Source organism: Actinophytocola sp. KF-1, from assembly GCF_054661535.1.
The window spans coordinates 14,538-35,092 of the sequence record NZ_BAAFVK010000003.1 but is presented as its reverse complement, the minus strand read 5'-3'; the positions used below and the strand labels follow the sequence as shown (position 1 = coordinate 35,092).

General features: G+C 73.0%; 11 protein-coding genes. 6 read left to right on the top strand and 5 right to left on the bottom strand.

All coding sequences use genetic code 11. The features are described 5' to 3' along the window. Positions 1-3: 3 nt before the first annotated feature. The 3 genes from ACYQ77_RS10390 to ACYQ77_RS10380 are packed head-to-tail and all read right to left on the bottom strand — an operon-like array spanning position 4 to position 11,286. Complete coding sequence (locus tag ACYQ77_RS10390) at positions 4-9,048, bottom strand: amino acid adenylation domain-containing protein (protein ID WP_459709830.1); 9,045 nt, start codon at positions 9,046-9,048, stop codon at positions 4-6. Between the two features lies 1 nt (position 9,049). Continuing rightward, complete coding sequence (locus ACYQ77_RS10385; RefSeq protein ID WP_459709828.1) at positions 9,050-10,300, bottom strand: serine hydrolase domain-containing protein; 1,251 nt, start codon at positions 10,298-10,300, stop codon at positions 9,050-9,052. Next, positions 10,297-11,286: a TauD/TfdA family dioxygenase gene (locus ACYQ77_RS10380; RefSeq protein ID WP_459709827.1), complete on the bottom strand. Its 990-nt coding sequence runs from the start codon at positions 11,284-11,286 to the stop codon at positions 10,297-10,299. The genes ACYQ77_RS10385 and ACYQ77_RS10380 overlap by 4 nt, the downstream gene beginning before the upstream one ends. 725 nt (positions 11,287-12,011) lie before the next feature. Here ACYQ77_RS10380 and ACYQ77_RS10375 point away from each other — a divergent pair. The 3 genes from ACYQ77_RS10375 to ACYQ77_RS10365 all read left to right on the top strand — a co-directional run bounded on the left by ACYQ77_RS10375 (position 12,012) and on the right by ACYQ77_RS10365 (position 14,052). Next, entirely contained in the window at positions 12,012-12,359 is a 348-nt protein-coding gene (locus ACYQ77_RS10375) for a hypothetical protein (RefSeq protein WP_459709826.1), read from the top strand. Then, on the top strand, positions 12,356-12,916 hold the full coding sequence (locus ACYQ77_RS10370) for a DUF6292 family protein (protein WP_459709825.1): 561 nt from the start codon (positions 12,356-12,358) through the stop codon (positions 12,914-12,916). The genes ACYQ77_RS10375 and ACYQ77_RS10370 overlap by 4 nt, the downstream gene beginning before the upstream one ends. Positions 12,917-13,026: 110 nt before the next feature. After that, positions 13,027-14,052 carry a peptidoglycan-binding domain-containing protein gene (locus tag ACYQ77_RS10365; protein ID WP_459709823.1) on the top strand — a complete coding sequence of 342 codons (1,026 nt, stop codon included), beginning with the start codon at positions 13,027-13,029 and terminating at the stop codon, positions 14,050-14,052. A 4-nt stretch (positions 14,053-14,056) separates the two neighbouring features. Here the strand turns inward: ACYQ77_RS10365 and ACYQ77_RS10360 are convergent, their stop codons facing one another. Beyond that, positions 14,057-15,106: a LacI family DNA-binding transcriptional regulator gene (locus ACYQ77_RS10360; RefSeq protein ID WP_459709822.1), complete on the bottom strand. Its 1,050-nt coding sequence runs from the start codon at positions 15,104-15,106 to the stop codon at positions 14,057-14,059. Positions 15,107-15,352: 246 nt separating this feature from the next. On the opposite strand from ACYQ77_RS10360, the gene ACYQ77_RS10355 reads away from it, so the two are divergent. Genes ACYQ77_RS10355 through ACYQ77_RS10345 form a run of 3 tightly spaced genes read left to right on the top strand, consistent with a single transcriptional unit; the run spans position 15,353 to position 18,448 of the window. Then, positions 15,353-16,630 carry an extracellular solute-binding protein gene (locus tag ACYQ77_RS10355; RefSeq protein ID WP_459709820.1) on the top strand — a complete coding sequence of 426 codons (1,278 nt, stop codon included), beginning with the start codon at positions 15,353-15,355 and terminating at the stop codon, positions 16,628-16,630. A gap of 26 nt (positions 16,631-16,656) precedes the next feature. Then, positions 16,657-17,553, top strand: coding sequence for a carbohydrate ABC transporter permease (locus ACYQ77_RS10350; RefSeq protein ID WP_459709819.1), 897 nt, complete (start codon positions 16,657-16,659; stop codon positions 17,551-17,553). Between the two features lies 1 nt (position 17,554). Next, positions 17,555-18,448 (top strand): carbohydrate ABC transporter permease, encoded by an 894-nt coding sequence (locus ACYQ77_RS10345; protein WP_459709818.1) that lies wholly within the window; start codon positions 17,555-17,557, stop codon positions 18,446-18,448. Between the two features lie 42 nt (positions 18,449-18,490). On the opposite strand, the gene ACYQ77_RS10340 is transcribed toward ACYQ77_RS10345, so the two are convergent. Next, complete coding sequence (locus ACYQ77_RS10340) at positions 18,491-20,308, bottom strand: S8 family serine peptidase (protein ID WP_459709816.1); 1,818 nt, start codon at positions 20,306-20,308, stop codon at positions 18,491-18,493. Positions 20,309-20,555: the final 247 nt, after the last annotated feature.

Below are 20,555 nucleotides of genomic sequence, written 5' to 3'. Positions count from 1 at the left end.
CCGTCAGTTCTCGAACTTCGCCAGGATCAGGTCACGCACCCGCGCGGCGAGGGCGCCGACGGTCGGGGCTTCGAACACTGCGCGGGGTGACACGTCGACGCCGAAGCCGCGGCGCACCCGGGACGCCACGCGGAGGCTGACGATGGAGTCACCGCCGAGCGCGAAGAAGTCGTCGTCGACGCCGACCCGCTCCACGCCGAGCAGCTCCGCCCAGATCCGCGCGAGCGCCTCCTCGGTCGGGTCGCGGGGCGGCACGTACGCGTCCGGTTCGGGTCGCGCCACCACCGGGTCCGGCAGGGCGGCCACGTCGACCTTGCCGTTGGCGTTGAGCGGCAACCGGTCCAGCACCACGATGTCCGACGGCACCAGGTAGTCCGGCAGCCGTTCGGCGAGCGACGCCCGCAGCCGCGGCGCCTCCGCCGAGGACACCACGTACCCGACGAGGTGCTCGCGGCGCACGACGACCACGGCCGCGCTGACCGACGGCTCGGCCAGCAGCGCGGCCCGCACCTCGCCCGGCTCGATCCGGAACCCGCGGATCTTCACCTGCCCGTCCGCGCGGCCGACGAACTCCAGGTCCCCCTCGGCCCCCCACCGGACCAGGTCGCCCGTGCGGTACAGGCGCTCGCCGGCACCGAACGGGTCGGCGACGAACCGTTCCGCGGTCCGGCCGGGACGCCCGAGGTAGCCGCGGGCCAGGCCGCTGCCGCCGAGGTACAGCTCGCCGGTCACCCCGGCGGGCACCGGCCGCAGGTACCGGTCGAGCACGTGCGCCCGCGTGTCGTCCATCGGCAGCCCGATCGGGACGACCCCCGTGCGGGCCTGCGCGGCGGTCACCGGCCGGCACGTCGCGTACGTCGTGTCCTCGGTGGGCCCATAGACGTGCACCACCTCGGTGTCCGGGCACGCCGCCAGCACCCGCGTGAACGCCTCCGGCGCGGCCGTCTCCCCGCCGGTCCACACCTCGCGGACCCCGGCGAGGCAGTCCGGCTGCTCGTCGGCGAGCGCGTTGAACAGCGCCGTCGTCAGGAACACGGCGGTGAGCCGGTGCTCGGCGACGAGCGCCCGTACGTGCCGGGCGTCGAGGTCGGCGGGGCCGATGACGAGCGTGCCGCCGGACAGCAGCGGTGTCCAGAGCTCGTAGGTGGCCGCGTCGAACGCCTGCGGCGAGTGGAACAGCACCCGCTCGTGCGTGCGCAGCCTGCGGTCCCGCGCCAGGCTCACGATCCCCCGGTGGGTGACCGCGACTCCCTTCGGCGTGCCGGTCGAGCCGGACGTGAACATGACGTACGCCAGCCGGTCCGGCTCGATCACCCGCCCCGGATCGGTGTCCGGGAGGCCGGGTTCGTCGTCCACCGCGAGCGTGCCGACGCCGATGTCGATCTCCCGGTCGGTGAGCAGCAGCACCGCGCCGGTCTCGCGGACGATCAGCCGGTTGCGCGCACCGGGGTTGCTGGGGTGCAGCGGCACGTACACCCCGCCCGCCTTCAGCACGGCGAGCACGGCGACGACCGCGCCGACCGTGTGGTCCAGCAGCGTCGCCACCCGCGACTCGGCCCGCACGCTGCGCGCGATCAGCCGGTGCGCCAGCCGGTTCGCGCGCGCGTTCAGCTCGGCGTAGGTCAGCCGCTCGCCGCCGTGTTCGACGGCGACCGCGTCCGGGGTCTGCCGCACCTGCTCCGCGAACAGCTCGGGCACCCCGCACGCGGGGTGGGAGCGGACGTCGTCCACGACCGGGCGCTGGGCCGGGCCGGCCAGCGGGAGCGAGTGGAGTGGCCGGCCGGGGTCACGGGCCAGCCCGTCCAGCACGACGGTGAGGGTGTCGGCGAGCCGTCGCACGGTGCCGGCCTCGAACAGGCCGGGGTCGTACCGGACGACGAACGACAGCCGCTCACCGGTGTAGACGACGAGGTTCAGCGGGTAGCCGGTGACCTCGACTCCACTCGCCTCCCGCAGCCGCACCCCGGGCTTGTCGGCGGGCCGCCGGTCGACCGGGTAGTTCTCGAACACGACGATGCTGTCGAAGAGGGCGCGGCCGGGTTCGACCGCGGCGCACGACCGCACGGTCGCGAGCGAGAGGTTGTCGTGCTGCCGCGCCCGCGCCTGTCCGGCCTGCAGGTCACGCAGCCAGGACAGCACGTCGCGCCGGCCGTCGACGGGCACGCGCACCGGCAGCGTGCTGATGAAGATGCCCACCATGTCGCCCGCGCCGGGCAGGTCGGCCGGCCGGCCCGACACGGTGGCGCCGAAGCACACGTCCTGCTCGCCCGAGTAGGTCGACAGCAGGATCGCCCACGCGGCCTGGACGAGGGTGTTGGCGGTCAACCCGTTGCGCTGCCCGAACTCCGCGAGCCGTCGCGACAACTCGTCGGGCAGGTCGACGTCCAGCCATTCCGTCGCCTGGGGCTGGTGGCGCGCGGGCGCGTGGTCCTGCGGCAGCCGGGTCGGCGTGCGGAACCCGGCGAGCGCGGTACGCCAGTACTCCCGCGCGGTCGCCTCGTCCCGCGCCAGCAGCCAGTCCACGTAGTCGCGGAACGGGCGGCGGGCGGGATTGCCCGCCCGGCCGTCGTGGCCGGCGAACACGTCGTTCAGCACGTGGAAGGCGCTCCACCCGTCGAGCAGGACGTGGTGGAACGTCCAGAGCACGCGGACCTGGCGGTCCGAGGTGCGGACGATCGTCAGGCGGGTCAGTGGCGCGCGTGCCAGGTCCGTGCCCGCGGCGCGGTCGCCGGCCACCAGCTCCCGCCACCGCCCGTCGACGTCCGGCACGGCACGCCAGTCGTGGACCGTGACCGGGAGGCGCACGGCGCGGTGCACGATCTGGAGTGGACGGTCGAGGTCGCGCCACGCCACCGCCGTGCGCAGGACCGGGGTGCGGTCCACGACGTGCTGCCACGCCCGCGCCAGGCGCTCGGGGTCGGGCACCTCGTCGAGCACCAGGTCGAGTTGTGCGAGGTAGCGGCCGGGCGCCGTCAGCGCGTCGAACAGCATGCCGGTCTGCGTGGGGGTCAGTGGGTACGCGTCCTCGACACCGGGTGCGGCGAGCGACCTCGCCGGGGCGGCGACGTCCTCCAGCGCCGCGCACAGTTCGCCCGCGAGCCGCGCGACCGTGGACCGCCGGTGCAGGTTCTCCGAGTAGTACCAGGTGAGTTCCAGCCGCCCGTCCCGCACGGCGCCGACCACGTCGAGCTGGGACAGCCGCGTGTCCGCGGGGTGCTGGTGCAGGCCCAGCTCGGACACGGCGCGGAACGGGCCGTCACCGGGGTCGTCGAACCGGCCGAGGTAGTTGAGGCTGACGGCCGGGTGCGGGTGGTCGGCGAACGCGCCGTCGAGGTACCGCAGCGCGCCGTAGCCAAGACCACGACCGGGGACCGCGCGGAGCGTGTCGTCCCGGCCGCCGGTCAGCACGACCGGGTACGAGGTGGTGAACCAGCCGACCGTGCGGGTCAGGTCCACCCCGTCCACCACCTCTTCCCGGCCGTGGCCCTCGACGCTGACCAGGACGCGGTCGCGGCCCGTCCAGCCGGTCAGCACGCGGCCGAGCAGGGCCGCCAGGACGTCGGTGATCTCGGTGCCGCGCAGCAGCGCGCGGGTGGTCTCCTCGTCGAGTCGCGTGTGGATGGTGTGGGTGGAGCCGGCGTCGTTCGGGCCGTCGCCGTCGAGCGGCACCGACGGGTCCGCCTGCCGGACCACGTCGGCCCAGTGGTCGCGTTCGGCCGCGAACCCGCCCGCGGCGACGTGCGCGGTGAACCGCCGCGCCCACTCGGGGAACGAGGTCGTGCGGGCGCCGAGGTCGATCCCGGTGCCCGCGCTCGCCTGCCGGTACGCGGTCGCGAGGTCCTCGAGCAGGATCCGCCACGACACCCCGTCCACGACGAGGTGGTGCACCGCCAGCAGCAGCCGGTTCCCGTGCAGCACGGCTCTGAGCAGCGGGCCGTCCGCGATGTCCATCGTGGACAGTGCGGGCTCCCCGCGGTCGAACACCACGCGCTCGTCGTCGGTGGCGACCTGCCTGCCGCCCGGGTACCGCATCCGCAGTGCCTCGTGCCGGGCGGGCAGCGCGGCCACGGCGGCACGCAGCGCGTCCTCGTCGACGGGTTCGGCCAGCTCCACGGTCAGGTGCTGCTGGAAGGCGCCCGGGTGCTCGATCCGCGCGAAGAACATCCGCTGGATCGGGGTCAGCGGCACGTCCCCGGTGACCGGGGCCTGTTCGGCCGCGGTGGGTGCCACGGTGACGCGGCCGGCCAGCGCCGCGACCGTCTGCGCGAGGAACAGGTCCTTCGACGACAGCCACAGCCCGGCCTGCCGAGCCCGGGACACCACCTGGATCGCGAGGATCGAGTCGCCGCCGAGGGCGAAGAAGTTGTCGTCGGCGCCGACCCGGGCCACGCCGAGCACCTCGGCCCAGATCGCCGCGAGCCGCTCCTGCACGGGACCGGCGGGCGGGACGTGCCCGTCGGCGCCGGTCGCCCGCGGCTCGGGCAGGGCCAGGCGGTCGACCTTCCCGGTGGCCGTCACCGGCAGCGCGCCGAGCACGACGAACGCCGAGGGCACCATGTAGACCGGCAGCGACCGCGCCGCGAACGCGGCCAGGTCGTCCCCGTCGAGGTCCGCGTCCTCGGCGGGCACGACGTAGGCGACGAGACGTTTGTGCCCCGGCACGTCCTCCCTGGCCAGCACGACGGCCTTCGCCACGTCCGGGTGCCCGGCCAGCACCGTCTCGACCTCGCCCGGCTCGACCCGGTGGCCGCGGATCTTGACCTGGTGGTCGGCCCGGCCGACGAAGTCGAGGTTGCCGTCGGGCAGCCACCGGACCACGTCCCCGGTGCGGTAGACCCGCTCCCCCGACCCGAGCGGGTCCGGGACGAACCGCTCCTCGGTGAGGTCCGGCCGGCCGACGTACCCGCGGGCGAGGCAGGCGCCCCCGATGTACAGCTCGCCCGGCACACCGACCGGCACGGGGTTGCCGCGCGGGTCCAGCACCGCCAGCCGGGTGTTCGCGATCGGCGCCCCGATCGGCGGCAGCACTCCGGCGGGCTCCGGGGTCACGTCCACGCCGGTGACGAGCACGGTCGCCTCGCTCGGGCCGTAGTGGTTGACCAGCCGCAGCGCGGAACCGGGCCGGGGCCGCGTGCGCAGCACGTCCGCGCCGGTCATGAGCACCCGCATCCGGTTGGGCACCGACTCGAGTCCGGCCAGCACGTCGGGGAGCCGCGGGGTCGGGACGAGCACGATGGTCACGCCGTACCGCGCGAACCAGCGCGCGAGGTCCCGCGAGTCGGCCAGCACGTCCTCGTCCGGCACGGCGAGGCTCGCACCGGCCGCGAGGTTGCACCACACCTCGAGCGCGACCGGGTCGAAGCCGGCGGACACGACCTGCGCGCCGCGGTCGGCGGGGGTGATCGCGTAGTGCCGGGCGTACCAGGCGCACAGGTTGACCACCGACCGGTGCTCCACCATGACGCCCTTGGGCCGCCCGGTCGAGCCGGAGGTGTAGACGATGTAGGCGAGGTTGCCGGGCCCGGCGCCGGCGTCGGGCGCGGTGTCGGGCCACCCGGCCGCGTCGAGTCCGACGAGCTCGGCACCCGTGCCGGCGAACCCGGTGTCCGTCAGCACGATCGGCGCGCCGGTGTCGGCGACGATGAAGGCCAGCCGCTCGGCGGGCTGCGCGGGGTCGAGCGGCACGTAGGCGCCGCCCGCCTTGAGCACCGCGAGCAGCGCGACCACGAACCCCGGTCCGCGCTCGGTGCACACGCCGACCGGCACGTCCGGGCCGACGCCCCGGGCCACGAGCAGGTTGGCGAGCCGGTTGGCGCGGCGGTCCAGCTCGGCGAACGTGAGGTGGTCGTCGCCGTGCACGACCGCGATCGCGTCCGGGGACCGCCGGACCTGCTCGGCGACCAGCTCGTGCACGCAGCGGTCGGCCGGGAACGGCGCCGCGGTGGCGTTCCACGCCGCCAGTTGCCGGTGTTCGGCCGGCGTGAGCAGCGGCAGCTCCGACACCGGCGTGCCGGGGTCGGCGACCACGGCGGCGAGCAGCACCCGCAGGTGGCCGGCCAGCCGCTCGATCGTCGGCGCGTCGAACAGGTCGGTGTTGTACTCGATGACGGTGTGCAGCGCGCCGCCGCGCTCGGTGAACTCGACGTCCAGGTCGAAGATCGCCGACACCTGCGGCAGCGCCAGCTCCTCGACCACGAGGCCGTCGAGGTCGACCGGGCCGGCGGGCGCGTTGTGCAGGGCCACGATCGCCTGCACCAGCGGGGTCCGGCTGGGGTCGCGGTCGGGGCACAGCTCGTCGACCAGCCGCTCGAACGGCACGTCCTGGTTGGCGAACGCACCCAGCGTCGTCTCCCGGACCTGCGCGAGGAAGTCCGTGAACGACAGGCCGGGGTCCACGGTCGCGCGCAGCACCAGCGTGTTGACGAAACAGCCGATGAGGCCCTCCAGCTCGGCCCGGTTCCGGCCGGACACCGCGGTGCCGACCGCGACGTCCTCCTGGCGGCAGTAGCGGGCGAACAGCACCTGGCAGGCCGCGACGAGAACCATGAACAGCGTGGCACCGCACCGGCGGCCCAGGGCGGTCAGCTCGTCGGTCAGGTCGGCGGGGATGGTGAACCGGTGGGCGGCGCCCGCGGTCGTCTTCACCGCCGGGCGCGGCCGGTCGGTCGGCAGCTCCAGCGGCGCGAGGCCCTGCAACCGTTCCCGCCAGTACCGCAGCTGCCCGTCGAGGGTGGCCAGCTGGTCGCGCTGCCAGACGGCGTAGTCGGGGTAGCCGACGGTGAGCGGTCGCAGCGCGGCGGGTCCGCCGTCGCGTGCCGCGCGGTAGAGCGCGCCCAGCTCGTCGGCGAGCACGCCCATGGACCAGCCGTCGATCACCGCGTGGTGCATGCTGAGGACCAGCACGTGGTCGTCGGCGCCGGTGCGGGCGAGCAGCACCCGGAACAGGGGGCCGCGGCGCAGGTCGAACGGCGTGCTCACCGCGTCGCGCAGCAACGCGCCCACGTCTGCGCTATCCACTGTGGACAGCGCGAGGCCGGGTGGACCGATCACCTGGTGGGCGCGGCCCGCGACGGTCGCGAAGGTCGTGCGCAGCGGCTCGTGCCGGGCGACCAGCTCGCGGCAGGCCGCCGCCAGCGCGTCCCGGTCCAGCTCGCCACGCAGCCGCAGGCCGACGCACACGTTGTACTCGACGGCGTCGGGCGCGAACTCGTGGGCGAACCAGAAACGCTGCTGTGCGAAGGACAGCGGCAGCGCACCGGTCCTCGGCACCGGTGTGATCGGGGTCGTGGCGGCCGGGTTCCCCTCGATGCCGGCCGCCAGACCGGCGACGGTCGGCGCGGTGAACAGCGCCCGCGCGGGCAGCTCGACGTGCAGCCGGTCGCGGACCCGCGACAGCACCCGCACGCCGAGCAGCGAGTCGCCGCCGAGCGCGAAGAAGTCGTCGGTCCGGCCGACCCGGTCGCGGCCGAGCACCTCCGCGACGATCTCCGCCAGCGCCTCCTCGACCGGGTTCTCCGGGGCGGCGTACCCGTCGGCGGTGGCGTCCGGGGCGGGCAGGGCGCGCCGGTCGACCTTGCCGTTGGGGGTGAGCGGCAGCCGGTCCAGGGTGACGAACGCGCTGGGCACCAGGTGGCCCGGCACCCGTTCGGCGAGGAAAGTGCGCAGGTCCGGCGCGTGGCCGACGACGTAGGCGACGAGCCGCTTGTGGCCGGACGGCTCGGTGCGCGCCACCACGGCCGCGTCCGCCACCCCGGGGTGCCCGCGCAGCGCGGCCTCGACCTCGCCCGGCTCGATCCGGAAGCCGCGGATCTTCACCTGGTCGTCGTCGCGGCCGAGGAACTCCAGTGTCCCGTCCGGCCGCCGCCGGACGAGATCACCGGTGCGGTACAGGCGTTCCCCGTCCGGCGCCGCGACGAACCGGGTCGCCGTCAGCCCCGGCCGGTTCAGGTACCCGCGGCCCAGCCCGAGACCGCCGGTGTACAGCTCCCCCTCGGCACCCGGCGGCACCGGCCGCAGCCGCCGGTCGAGCACGTGCACGGTGGTGCCGGTGATGGGGTGTCCGATGGGGACGGTCGCGGGCACCTCGGCGGGCAGCCGGTGGCACGTGGTGAACGTCGTGTTCTCCGTGGGGCCGTAGCCGTTGACCAGCGCCAGCTCCGGGTACCGCGCCCGCACGAGCGCGACGTGCTTCGCCGACGCCGCCTCACCGCCGGTGATCAGGCAGCGCAGCCCGCCGAACGCGGTCACGTCCGCGTCGGCCACCTCGTTGAACATCCCCGTGGTCAGGAACGCGACCGTGGCACGGCTCGCGGCCAGGAACGCGCCCAGCTCGGCGACCGACGGCACGCCCGGCGGCGCGGGCGCCACGCAGCCGCCGTTGAGCAGCGCGCCCCAGATCTCGAACGTCGACGCGTCGAACGACACGGACGCGAGCTGCGCCACCACGTCGTCCGGCGTGACGTCGACGTAGTTCGTGTCGCACACCAGCCGCACCACGGCGCGGTGCTCGACGAGGACGCCCTTGGGGGTGCCGGTCGAGCCCGACGTGTACATCACGTAGGCGAGGCCGCGCGGGTGCGCACGCACCCGGGGCGGCTCGGCGGCCGTGCCGGCCAGGGTGTCCAGCGCGACGACCGCGGCGTCCGGGACGGGCAGCCGGTCCCGGAGGTCCCGGCTGGTGAGCACCAGCGGTGCGCCGCTGTCCCGCAGCATGAAGTCCAGCCGCTCCGCCGGGTAGGCGGGGTCGAGCGGCAGGTACGCGCCGCCTGCCTTGAGGATGCCGAGCACGGCCACCACGAGGTCGGCGCCGCGGTCCAGGCACAGCCCGACGATCGTGTCCGGCCCGGCGCCGCGCTCGACGAGCGCGTGGGCCACCCGGTTCGCGCGGGCGTCCAGTTCCGCGTAGCCGAGCCGCGTCGTGCCGCACGCGACGGCGGTGCGGCCGGGGGTGCGCGCCACCCGCTCCGCGACGATCTCGTGCACGCACCGGTCCGCCGGGTTTCCCGGGCGCGTGCCGCTCGCCGGACCGGTCAACGTCCCGTGGGTCACGCTAGACACCTGCCTTCCGCCGTGCGACCCGCCCACCGACCTGCATGAACCCGATCTCCCCCGACTCCGGGTCGCGGACGAACCGGCCCGCGACGGGCGGTTCGTCCGGGAACTCGGCGCAGAACCGCAGTTCCTCGTAGAACGTCAGCTCCCGCAGCAGCCCGTCGTCCAGGTCGACGCGCACCGCGCCGTCCGCCGTGCGCACGAGCGAGTAGCGGACGTCCCCGTTCACGTAGTCGCCGAGGCAGTCCGGGACCTCGGCCACCGCGGGCGCCGCGATCCTCGGCGACGGGTACGTGCCGACCGCCAGCCCGGCGTCCCCCAGGGCGGCCAGCAGGTCGTCCCACAGGGCCAGTCCGCACGACGCGTTCGTGGTCAGCGCCAGCACCACGCCGCTGCGCGGCTCGAACCGCAGGTGGCTGGTCGTGCCGTCGGTGGTGCCGTCGTGCCCGAACCAGTCGGTGTCCCCCGCGCGGAAGCGGGCCAGGCCGAGTCCCCAGCCGTCGGCGAGCCCGTAGGGCGTCCCGTCCCCGCCGCCCGTGCGCATGTCGGCGAGCCTGCCGCTGTGCGGCAGCCGCCCGTCGAGGTGCGCGCGCCCGAACGCCACCAGGTCCGCGGCGCTGCCCGCCAGCGCCCCGGCGGGTGCGTCGGCCGCCGGGAACAGCGGCTCGACCGGCACCGTCCGCGTCCGGACCGAGTGCCCGGGCACCACGGGCCTGCGCGACGGGCCGGCGCAGAACGCGGGCTCGATCTCCAGTGGCCGCAGCACGAACGTCTCGACCGCGTCCTGCCATGTCATGCCCGTGATCTCGGCGATCAGCGCGCCTGCGAGGACGAAACCCGCGTTGGAGTAGGAGAAGGCCGTGCCCGGCGGGTGCATCAGCGTGAGGCTCCGGACAGCGCCGGGCTCCTCGGCGTCGCACGGCAGGCCGCTGGTGTGGCTGAGCAGGTGGCGGGGTGTGACGACGCGGTCCACGTCGGTGGGCCGGGGCAGGTACGTCCCGATCGGGTCGTCCAGCCCGAGATCCCCCGCCGCGACGAGCTGCAGCACGACGGTCGCGGTGAACGCCTTGGTGACCGACCCGTACGGGAACGCGGAGCGGGGGGAGACCGGCGTCGCGCCGCCGTACCGTTCGACGCCGGTCTCCGCGAGGACGGTCCGACCGTCGCGGTGCAGACCGAGCTGCGCGCCGGGTACCTGGTGCCGTTCCGCGAGCCCGGCGAGCAGCCGCCCCAGGTACTCGGCGTTCACGCGATGACTCGGGTCAGCGACCGCGTCTCCACGAACACCCTGCGGATGTCGCGGATCAGGTTGACCCGCTTGAGCCAGCGGTCCTGCCCGTCGTAGCGGGGGTTGAACGGCTCGCGGCCGTGCACGACCCGGTAGTTGTCGAGGAACGCCAGGTCGCCGGGCCGCAGCACGACCCGCTCGACGGACCTGCGCAGCGACTCGAACGCGACCCGCATCGCCTCCTCGGCGGCGGCGTCCCCGTCCCGGGCCGCCGCGAAGTCGAGGTCGATCCGCAGGTACGGGAAGTCGGCGGGCCCGAAGAGCACGGAGCCGTCCATGCTGAACCTGTTCTCGTGCCTGCCCGCCACGTCCTCCTGGTCCAGTTCGGTGTTCTCGTGGGAGTCGTCGGCGAAGAACCGGAACCGGTCGGCGGACAGGACGGCGCGCTTGTCCTCCGGCACGTCGAGGCTGTCGACGTGGACGAACGTGGTGCCCACGTCGTCGGGGTTGCGCAGGCAGAGCAGCGCGACGTAGTCACCGCGGCAGGGGTGGTGGACGTCCTCGGTGTGCAGGGAGAGGGTGGCCTCGCTGCTGGCGCTGGTGAGGGAACGCTCCTGTCCCGGCGCCGGGCACACGTCGTGCACCATGCGGCCCTTCTGCTGGTCGGACCAGGCGAACGGGTCGCCGAGCGCGGCCGCGCACACCAGCAGCAGCAGTTCCTCGCGCTGCCCGGCGGCCGTCTTCGCCGCCATCTCCCACCCCGTCGGCGTCGGCGCGAGGTCGGCGCTCAACGGCAGCCCGGACAGGACCGCGACGTCGGCCTGTTCGATCCGGACCCGGGCCAGGAACCGCCGCACCCGCGCGGGCAGGTACTGGGCGACGGCACCGGCCTCGTCGGCGAACGCGAGCGCGTCCCACGGTTGCCACTGGGCGAACACCTCGTCGACGAGCGCGTCGGTCGCCGCTCGTTCCCCGTCGTCCAGGACCAGCGTTTCCAATCGGGACATTTTCGTTTTCCCTTTCGCTGCGCGCCGCTCACACCCGGCTTTTCCGAAACCCCAGCCTCCGGGCGCCGCGGCGGCGCGGCCACCTCTTTCAGCCGTGGCTGAATGGGGACCGTGCCACCGCGACAAACAAACAGCGGCCCTGGACGAACGCGACTCGTCCGGGACCGCTGTCGCCAACACGACGTGCTGTCGTCATTCCTCACACGCGGGCCCTACCGCCCGCGCCGTCAACGACGCATGACTTACCGTCCTCGCAGTGAAGTTCTGAGCGCTACCTCCTTCGCCGCAGCCGTCACCACTGCCCTCCCACATCGCCGGCCACCGGCCGACCGCGACCCCAGAACACTGCGCATCGAGCAGCGACAATCCTCGTCGTGAATGCCGGGAATCCACAGTGTCGATCGTCATAATCGGACCAAGCGAATGTCACGCGCCCGACCGGCCGAATACGGTTCCGGAACGTGCACGAACACCTTTTGCGGATCACTCGAACAGCGCAGTTTGGCCGGCCGGAAACCGGGTAGCGACGGCCGTCGATCCGGCGGGCGCCCGAGGCGAAACGCGTTTTGCGCACCCGGCCCCGGCGCGCGAGCGCCACCCGCCCCCGGCGCCGTCCTGTAGTGTTGATGACGCCGACGGCACCTCGTACACCGGCAGCAGGGCCGGCCTCGTCCTCGGCGCACTTCTCCCGGCGGAAACGCGTCCGCCCACGAAACGAGCAATTGATGAACTCCCTCCGCGCTGGACCGGTCAGCGCGCTGCCCACCGAACGCCTCACGTTGCGGCCGTGGCAGGTCGACGACGCGGCGGCCGCGCTCGAGGTCTCCGGCCATCCCGACGTGGCGCGCTGGCTGAGCCCGGTCATGGACCAGGTCCGCGACCTCGCGACCGGCACCGAGAACACGCATGCCGCCTCCGTCGTCCGCCACAACGGCATGGCCCGGGCGGGCGAGACCACCAAGTACCTCGGGCTCGAGCCGCAGGTGTTCCGGCTGCGGCAGGCCGACCTGGACCGGGGCGCGCCGGCCGCCCGCCGGCCACCCCACCACGACCGACCGGCAGGAGCACGATGACCACCACCCCGACGTCCCCTCGATCCCTGTTCGTCGCGGCCCGCACCCGCGCGGAGCGGGAACGCGACGACCAGAAACAGCGGGCGGTGCGCACCGTCGCGGGCAACGCACGCGACCGCGGCGACTTCACCGCGTTGCTGGACATGCTCGGCCTCGACTCCCCCGCGGGCAGGCCGGTGCCCCTCAGCCGCCGCCTCGCCGGGTACGTGCAGCGCGTCGCCGCGGCGGTCGGTGTGCCCGCGGACGCCACCGGCCACGAGGTCACCGACACGGCCACCGCCTACCTCGCCCTGGACGAGCGGTCCGTCGCCCACCCCCACCACGACCTCATGCTGCTCTGGGACGAACGGCTCGGCTGGCACATCGCCGTCGAGACCGCCCCCGCCGAACCCCCGGTGGTCATCGCGTACCTGGTCGGCGACGCGGTGCCGCCGCCCGCGGCCGTCGCCCGGTTCGTCACCGACACCACCGACGGCAGGCACGTGAACAGGATCCGGCCGGTGCTCCCCGTCACCGACCGCACCGAGCTGGCCGAGAAGATCGCCGCCCTCGGCTGACCCGCGGCCGGAAGTCGGGCGGGCGCCGACCGGAAGGCTGCCCATTCGGGAGGGAAACCAGCCGGTCGCGCCGGTCATCGTGGACGAACCCGACGAAGGGGGACACCGCCATGACCCGGCCCACCGTGCAGCAGGGCGACTTCGACAACAACGACGTCCGGCTGCTGCAGCAGATGCTGCGCGACATGCACTACCCCGTCGGCAACATCGACGGGGACTTCGGGCCGATCACCGAGGCCGCGCTCATCCAGTACCAGAAGGACCACATGATCGGCGACCCCGAGGGCGTGTGCGGGGCGAACACGTGGGCCGCGCTGGAGGCGCAGTTCGGTGACCTCGACGGGCTGCGGTCCGAGGAGAGCATCGCCGACTACGTCGACGACACCTACGGCACGGCGCACAGCTCCATGGATCCCCAGGAGCAGCTCGACGCGCTGGCGGCCGCCGCCAACGAGCAGCTCACCGCCGCGGGTGTGCCGTACGTGCCGATCGCGTTCGGGGACGCCGGGACGAACTGGGCCGTCTTCGACTGGCGGCCGTGGGCCGTCACCGTCAACCGCGACCTGTACGTCAAGGCGCAGGACAGCGGCGAGGCCGTCGAGAACATGGACACCATCTACCACGAGTCGCGGCACAGCGAGCAGTGGTGGACGATCGCGCGCCTGCTCGCCGGGCTGTACGACATGGACGGCGCCGCCATCAACGCCCACACCGGGCTGAACCTCGACATCGCCAACCTGGCCGCCGCCGACCCGATCCTGCAGTCGAACACCAAGACCACGGCGGCGATCGCCTGGTACGAGCAGACGTTCGGCGTCTCCCCCGTCCCGGCCGGCATCGACCCGCCCCGCGAAGCCGACGCGGGCGCCACCGGTGGCAGCGTCAAGCGGCAGGTGAAGGAGTACGTCGAGGGCGGTCCCGCGACCGGCCGCCGCGTCCTGCGCCGCGACGACCCGGACGCGAGCGAGATCCGCTACCTCCAGGAGCTGCTCATCTACCGCGGCTTCACCCCGGGCCGCGTGGACGGCGACTTCGGCCCGAAGACCGAGGCGGCGGTGAAGGCGTTCCAGTCGAGCAGGGGCCTCGAGGACGACGGCCTGGTCGGCAAGCTCACGTGGGAGGCCCTGCTGCCGTAAGCCGTCAGATCCGGGTGGCCGATCCTCGGACGACCAGTTCCGTGGCGAGTTCGACGTGGTGGGACTCGAGGCGTTCGCCGTCGGCCAGGCGGAGGGCGGTGCGCAGTGCGACGCCGCCCATCTCGCGCAGTGGTTGCCGCACCGTGGTGAGCGGGGGTGACGCGACCCTGGCGAGGAGCGAGTCGTCGAAGCCGACGACGCTCAGGTCCTCCGGCACGCGCAGGCCGCGGGTGCGGGCGGTCTCGACGACACCCAGCGCGATCTCGTCGTTCCCCGCGAACACCGCCGTCGGCGGGTCCGCCAGGTCCAGCAGCGCCGCGGCGCCGTGGACGCCGGTCTCGTAGGTGAACTCCCCCGACCGGACGTAGGCGTCCGGCACCACCAGGTCCCTCGCCTCCATCGCGGCCCGGTAGCCGTGCGCGCGGGCCTGGTTCGCGGCGGCGACGGACGGGCCGCCCTGGTAGGCGATGCGCCGGTGGCCCAGCCCGAGCAGGTGCTGGGTCGCCGCGAAGCCGCCCGCGAAGTTGGTCGACCCGACGCTGTTGACGTCGGCGTGCGGCAGGTGCAGCGGATCGAGCACGACCAGGGGCAGCCCCGCCTGCGTCAGCGCGTCCACGTACGCCGGGGTGTACACGCTGGTGACCGCGATCAGCGCGCGGCGGCCCATCGCCACCAGGTCCCGTGCCCACCGCGGGCCGCGGTCCGGCCTGCTGACCACCACGGAGACCCCCAGCTCGGTCGCGGCGTCCACGACGCCGTCGAGCGCCTCCGCGACGTACGGCTTGAGGTCCCCCGCGAACTGCACCTCGACGGCCGGGCCCGCCTGCCCCTCCGTGCGCCGGACGGCGGGCGCCACGTAGTCGTACCGGCGCAGCAGCTCCCGCACCCGGGAACGGGTCTCCGGCGCCACGTCGCTGCGCCCGTTGACGACCTTCGACACCGTCGCGACGGAGACGCCCGCCAGCCGTGCGACGGCCGCCAGCGTCGTGCGCCTGGCGCCGTCGGGCGCCGGCTTCCCCGCGCCCTTCGCCGGCGACCGGTCGGCCGTCGTCATCACGTCTCCTTTGCTCAGGGCCGAAAGTTTCGAAATGTTTCGAGATGCCTGGTGAGCATACTTTTGGCATCTATTCCAGGCAATCGAGTAATACGCGTCTTGACACTAATCACCGGTCCTCCCTAGGCTGACGACGCCGGTTTTCGAAACTTTTCGAAAGTTTTCGAAACGCGAGTCAGTGGAGTCTCGGCGCGAGAACGGAGCACCAGCGTGGGCACACCAATTTCTCGACGTACCGTCCTCGGTTTGGCCGCGAGCGTGCCTGTCTCGCTGGCACTCTCGGGCTGCGGCACCTCGGGACCGGGCAGCGGCGGCGGCGCGACGTACTGGTTCCTCAGCGGCCCGCCGCAGGAAGGCATCCGGCAGGGCGCGGTCGACCGGTTCAACGCGGCCAACCCCGACTCGAAGATCAGCACGACCACGTTCCAGAACGACCCGTACAAGACGAAGATCAAGACCGCGCTCGGCGCGGGGAAAGCGCCGACGATCATCTGGGGCTGGGGCGGCGGCGGGTTGCGCACCTGGGTCGAGGCGGGCCAGGTCGACGACCTCACCTCGTGGTTCGACGAGCACCCGGAGGTGAAGGACCGGCTGATCCCCACGTCGTTCGGCCCGGCGACCATCGACGGCAGGATCTACGCGATGCCGTGCGAGACGGTCGAGCCGATCGTCCTCTACTACAACAAGAAGGTGTTCGCCGACGTCGGTGTGGAACCGCCGCAGTCGTGGGACGACATCATGGCGCTGGTGCCGAAGTTCCGGGCGAAGAACATCGCGCCGTTCTCCCTCGGCGGTCAGTCCCGCTGGACGAACATGATGTGGCTCGAGTTCCTGTTCGACCGCATCGGCGGCCCCGATGTGTTCCAGGCCGCGTTCGAGGGCGAGAAGGACGCGTGGTCGCACCCGGCCGCCATCCAGGCGCTCACGAAGCTGCAGGACCTGGTGCGCGCCAGGGGTTTCGTCGACGGCTTCTCCTCGATCACCGCGGACTCCAACGCCGACCAGGCCCTGCTCTACACCGGCAAGGCCGCGATGATGCTGCACGGCTCCTGGTCCTACGGCATCCAGCAGGCGCAGGGCGGTGACTTCGTGCCGAGCGGCGGCCTCGGCTACATGAACTTCCCGCCGGTCGAGGGCGGCACCGGCGACCCGAGCGACGCGGTCGGCAACCCCGGGCAGTACCTCGCCATCTCCGCGAAGGCCAGCAAGGAGCAGAAGGAGGTCGCGAAGAAGTTCTTCACCACCGGCGTGCTCGACGACCAGGAGGTGAAGGACTGGATCGAATCCGGCGGCGTGCCGATCCTGAAGGGCACGCAGTCGGAGCTGGAGGCCAGCAAGAACGCCGACTTCGTCTCGTTCGTCTACGACGTCGCCAGCAACGCGAAGACCTTCGCCCAGTCCTGGGACCAGGCGCTGAACCCGACCGCGGCCGAGACCCTGCTCGACAACATCGTGAAGCTGTTCCAGCTGTCGATCTCGCCGCAGCAGTTCGCCGACAACCTCAACGCGGCAACCGGGCAGTGAGCGGGCCCGCGCGCGATCATAGGTCCGTGAGCACACCCCACGCGGAGCGGCGCGGCCGCCACGGCGTCCTGCCGTGGCTGGTCGTGCCCGCACTGGTGTTCTTCACCGGCTTCGCCGTCGTCCCGCTCGTCGGCGTGTTCCTGCTGAGCTTCACCACGTGGGACGGGCTCGGCACCATCCAACCGTCCGGATTGGACACCTGGCGGGCCGTGCTCGCCGACCCCGGCCTGCCGCACGCGGTGTGGATCACCTTCCTGGTGATGCTCGCGTCCTGGGCGGTGCAGACCCCGCTGAGCATCCTGATCGGCACGTTCCTCGCGGGGCAGCAGCGCTACCGCGCGGTGCTCGCGGTGCTGTACTTCATCCCGCTGCTGCTCAGCTCCGCGGCCATCGCGATCGCCTACAAGGCGCTGCTCGACCCGAACTTCGGCCTCGGCGCGGGCCTGGGCATCGACTTCCTCACCCAGGACTGGCTCGGCAGGCCGACGCTCGCGTTCAGCCTCGTGGTGTTCGTGGTGTCCTGGCAGTTCATCCCGTTCCACTCGCTGATCTACCAGGGCGCCGTGCGGCAGATCCCCCAGACCATGTACGAGGCGGCGCAGATCGACGGCGCCGGCCGGGTCCGCCAGTTCTTCAGCATCACCCTGCCCCAGCTGAAGCACACCGTCATCACGTCCTCGACGCTGATGGTGGTCGGGTCGCTGACCTTCTTCGACCTCATCTTCGTGCTCACCGAGGGCGGCCCCGGCGACGCGACCCGCGTGCTCGCGCTGGACATGTACAAGCGGGGGTTCCAGGCCAACCTGATGGGCCCGGCCAGCGCCATCGCCGTCATCCTCGTCCTCGTCGGCCTGGCGCTCGCGCTGCTGCTGCGCAGGCTGGGCGGCCGGGACGCCACCCAGAGCCAGTTCGAGGGGGCCTGACATGAGCCTCACGCTGACCAGGCCCCCGCAGCGGACGCAGGAGCACCGCCCCCGGCAGCGCACCGGCAACCCGGCCGCCGCCGGCCGCAACTGGCTCGGCGGCCTGGCGGGCTGGCTGTGGCTCGCGATCATCGTCATCCCCATCTACTGGGTGCTGATCACGAGCTTCAAGCTGCAGAGCAACTACTACTCGAGCAACCCGATGGTGCCGCCGGGCGACCCCACCCTCGCGAACTACCGGTTCGTGCTGGAGTCCGGCTTCGTCACGTACTTCCTCAACAGCGTCATCGCCACCGCGGGCGCGGTCGTGCCCGCGGTCGTGGTGTCCTTCATGGCCGCCTACGCGATCGTGCGCGGCTGGCGGATGCGGTTCCTGCGCGCGGTCAACGGGCTGTTCCTGATGGGCCTGGCGATCCCGCTGCAGGCGACGGTGATCCCCATCTACCTGATCATCATCGAGCTGCACCTGTACGACAGCCTGCTGGCACTGATCCTCCCGTCGATCGCGTTCGCCATCCCGCTGTCCGTGCTGGTGCTCGCGAACTTCATCCGCGACGTGCCGAAGGAGCTGTTCGAGGCGATGCGGATCGACGGGGCCTCGGAGTGGATGACGATGTGGCGGCTGGCGGCGCCGCTGACCCGGCCCGCCATCCTCACGGTCACCGTCTACAACGCACTGAACATCTGGAACGGGTTCCTGCTGCCGCTGGTGCTCACCCAGAGCCCGGACAAGCGGACCCTGCCGCTCGCGCTGTGGAGCTTCCAGGGCCAGTACAGCGTGAACGTCCCGGCCATCGTCGCCGCGGTCGTGCTCACCACGCTGCCGATCCTGGCGCTCTACACCTTCGGCCGCAGGCAGCTGCTGCGCGGCCTCACCGCGGGCTTCAGCCGGTGACCAGCCGGTGGCGGGGGCCGCTCCCCCGCCACCGGCCCGGCGTCACAGGTCCAGCGTCCAGCTCACGATCCGGCCGGTGTCCCCGGCCGCCCGGTCGCTGACCCGCAGGTTCCACGTGCCGTCGGCGAGCTCACCGGACAGGTCGACCGAGTAGACCTGGTCGATGTTGTCCGTGCCGCTGCCGGTCCGGTTGTGCAGGTTGTACGCGGTGCCGTCGGGGGCGACCAGGTCGACCACGAGGTCACCGATCCAGGTGTGCTCGATGTGCACCTCGACCGTCGCCTCGAAGGAGCCGGCACCGGCGCAGCCGGTGATCGCCAGCGGGCTGCTCACCGTCGCGTTGTCGGTGATGGCGATCTTCTTCTTGGCGGTCTTCGCCGCGCAGTCGGTGCTCGGCGGGAACACCGTCCAGCCGAACGTCGTGCCGCCGGACAGGCCCGCGCTGTCGGTGACGGTCACGGTCACCTCGTGCGCGCCCTCGGTGGTCGGGGTGCCGGACACGAGGCCCGTGGCGTCGAGCGACATGCCCGCGGGCAGTCCGGTCGCGGACCACGTGTACGGGGCGGTGCCGCCGAACGCGGTCAGCCGCACCGAGTCCGCCGTGCCCACGCTGCTCGTCTGGTTGCCCGGGTTGGCGACGAGCGGCGCGCCCGGCGTCCCGTCGGACGGGGTGAACAGCAGCTGGTTCGGCGAGCCCGTGCCCGGGCTCGCCACCTTGCCGGGGGTGGAGTTGGCGACGAGCGCGGCCGCCACCGTGGCGGGCGGGTCGCTCGGGTGGTCGGCGAGCCAGAGCGCGGCCGCACCCGCGACGTGCGGCGTGGCCATGGACGTGCCGCTGATCGTGTTGGTCGCGGTGTCGCCGGTGTACCACGACGAGGTGATGCCGACGCCCGGCGCGAAGATGTCCGTGCACGAGCCGTAGTTGGAGAAGGACGCGCGGGTGTCGGACTCGTCCGTCGCGTTCACCGTGATCGCCTCGGCCACCCGCGCCGGGGTGTAGTTGCACGCGTCGGCGCTGGAGTTGCCGGACGCGATCGCGTAGGCGACCCCGGAGGCGATGGAGTTGCGCACCGCGTCCTCGGTGGCCGCGTGGCTGCCGGACGCGCCGAGGCTCATGTTCGCGACCGCGGGCTTGACGGCGTTCGCGGTCACCCAGTCGATGCCCGCGATGACGCCGGCGAAACTGCCGGAGCCCGCGCAGTCGAGCACCTTGACGGCGACCAGCTGGACGCCCTTGGCGACGCCGTACTCCGCGCCGCCGATGGTGCCCGCCACGTGCGTGCCGTGCCCGTTGCAGTCGCTGTCGTTGCCGTCGCCGACGGTGTTGGTGCCCCAGGTGGCACGGCCGCCGAAGGTGGTGTGGCTGGTCCGGATGCCGGTGTCGAGCACGTACGCGTGCACGTTCGCGGCGGTCGGGGCGTAGGAGTACCTGTCGTCCAGCGGCAGGTCCCGCTGGTCGATGCGGTCCAGGCCCCACGACGGCGGGTTCAGCTGGTCGGTGGTGGCACGCACGACGGCGTCCTGCTCGACGTACTCGACCCTCGGGTCGGCGGCCATCGCCCGCGCCTGCCGCTCGGTCATCCGCGCGGCGAAGCCGTTGAGCGCGTGGCGGTACACCACGGACGCCGCGCCGCCGTACTCGGTGGTGAGCGAGCGCGCGGTGGTCGCCGCGGCGGACCGCGCCGAGGCGTCGTCGGCGAGCACGACGATGTAGCTGCCGTCGATGGCGCCCGCCCGGCCCGCGCCGAGCACGTCGCCCTCGGCCGCCGCGGGCGTCGCGGCGAGACCTGCCGTCGCCGCGGCCGCGGCCACCGCGAGGCCGGCCAGTCTTCGTGACCAGGACACGCGAACTTCTCCCATGTCGGGGTTCTCCCTCGGGGTAGGGGAAGGCACACCCGGGGCACGCGGGCCCGGGGTGTGGTGCAGGGGGTGGAGCGTGTCCGCGCGGACACCCTCGACAGTAGACACACGGCGACCGGTAGGACAATCACCAACCAGGCTGCGAACCATCCGGACATTCACGGCTTGCGTCCTTCGGTCCACGCGGATGCGCCGAAGGTCCTATTCAGCCCCCGCCACCGGGGTCTACTTGGGACCGGTCCAGGGC

What these genes read in the sequence shown, in the direction of transcription:
- ACYQ77_RS10380 (WP_459709827.1), bottom strand. Translation starts at nt 11,286, where the DNA reads ATGTCCCGATTGGAAACGCTGGTCCTGGACGACGGGGAACGAGCGGCG.
- ACYQ77_RS10375 (WP_459709826.1), top strand. Translation starts at nt 12,012, where the DNA reads ATGAACTCCCTCCGCGCTGGACCGGTCAGCGCGCTGCCCACCGAACGC.
- ACYQ77_RS10370 (WP_459709825.1), top strand. Translation starts at nt 12,356, where the DNA reads ATGACCACCACCCCGACGTCCCCTCGATCCCTGTTCGTCGCGGCCCGC.
- ACYQ77_RS10365 (WP_459709823.1), top strand. Translation starts at nt 13,027, where the DNA reads ATGACCCGGCCCACCGTGCAGCAGGGCGACTTCGACAACAACGACGTC.
- ACYQ77_RS10360 (WP_459709822.1), bottom strand. Translation starts at nt 15,106, where the DNA reads ATGACGACGGCCGACCGGTCGCCGGCGAAGGGCGCGGGGAAGCCGGCG.
- ACYQ77_RS10345 (WP_459709818.1), top strand. Translation starts at nt 17,555, where the DNA reads ATGAGCCTCACGCTGACCAGGCCCCCGCAGCGGACGCAGGAGCACCGC.
- ACYQ77_RS10340 (WP_459709816.1), bottom strand. Translation starts at nt 20,308, where the DNA reads ATGGGAGAAGTTCGCGTGTCCTGGTCACGAAGACTGGCCGGCCTCGCG.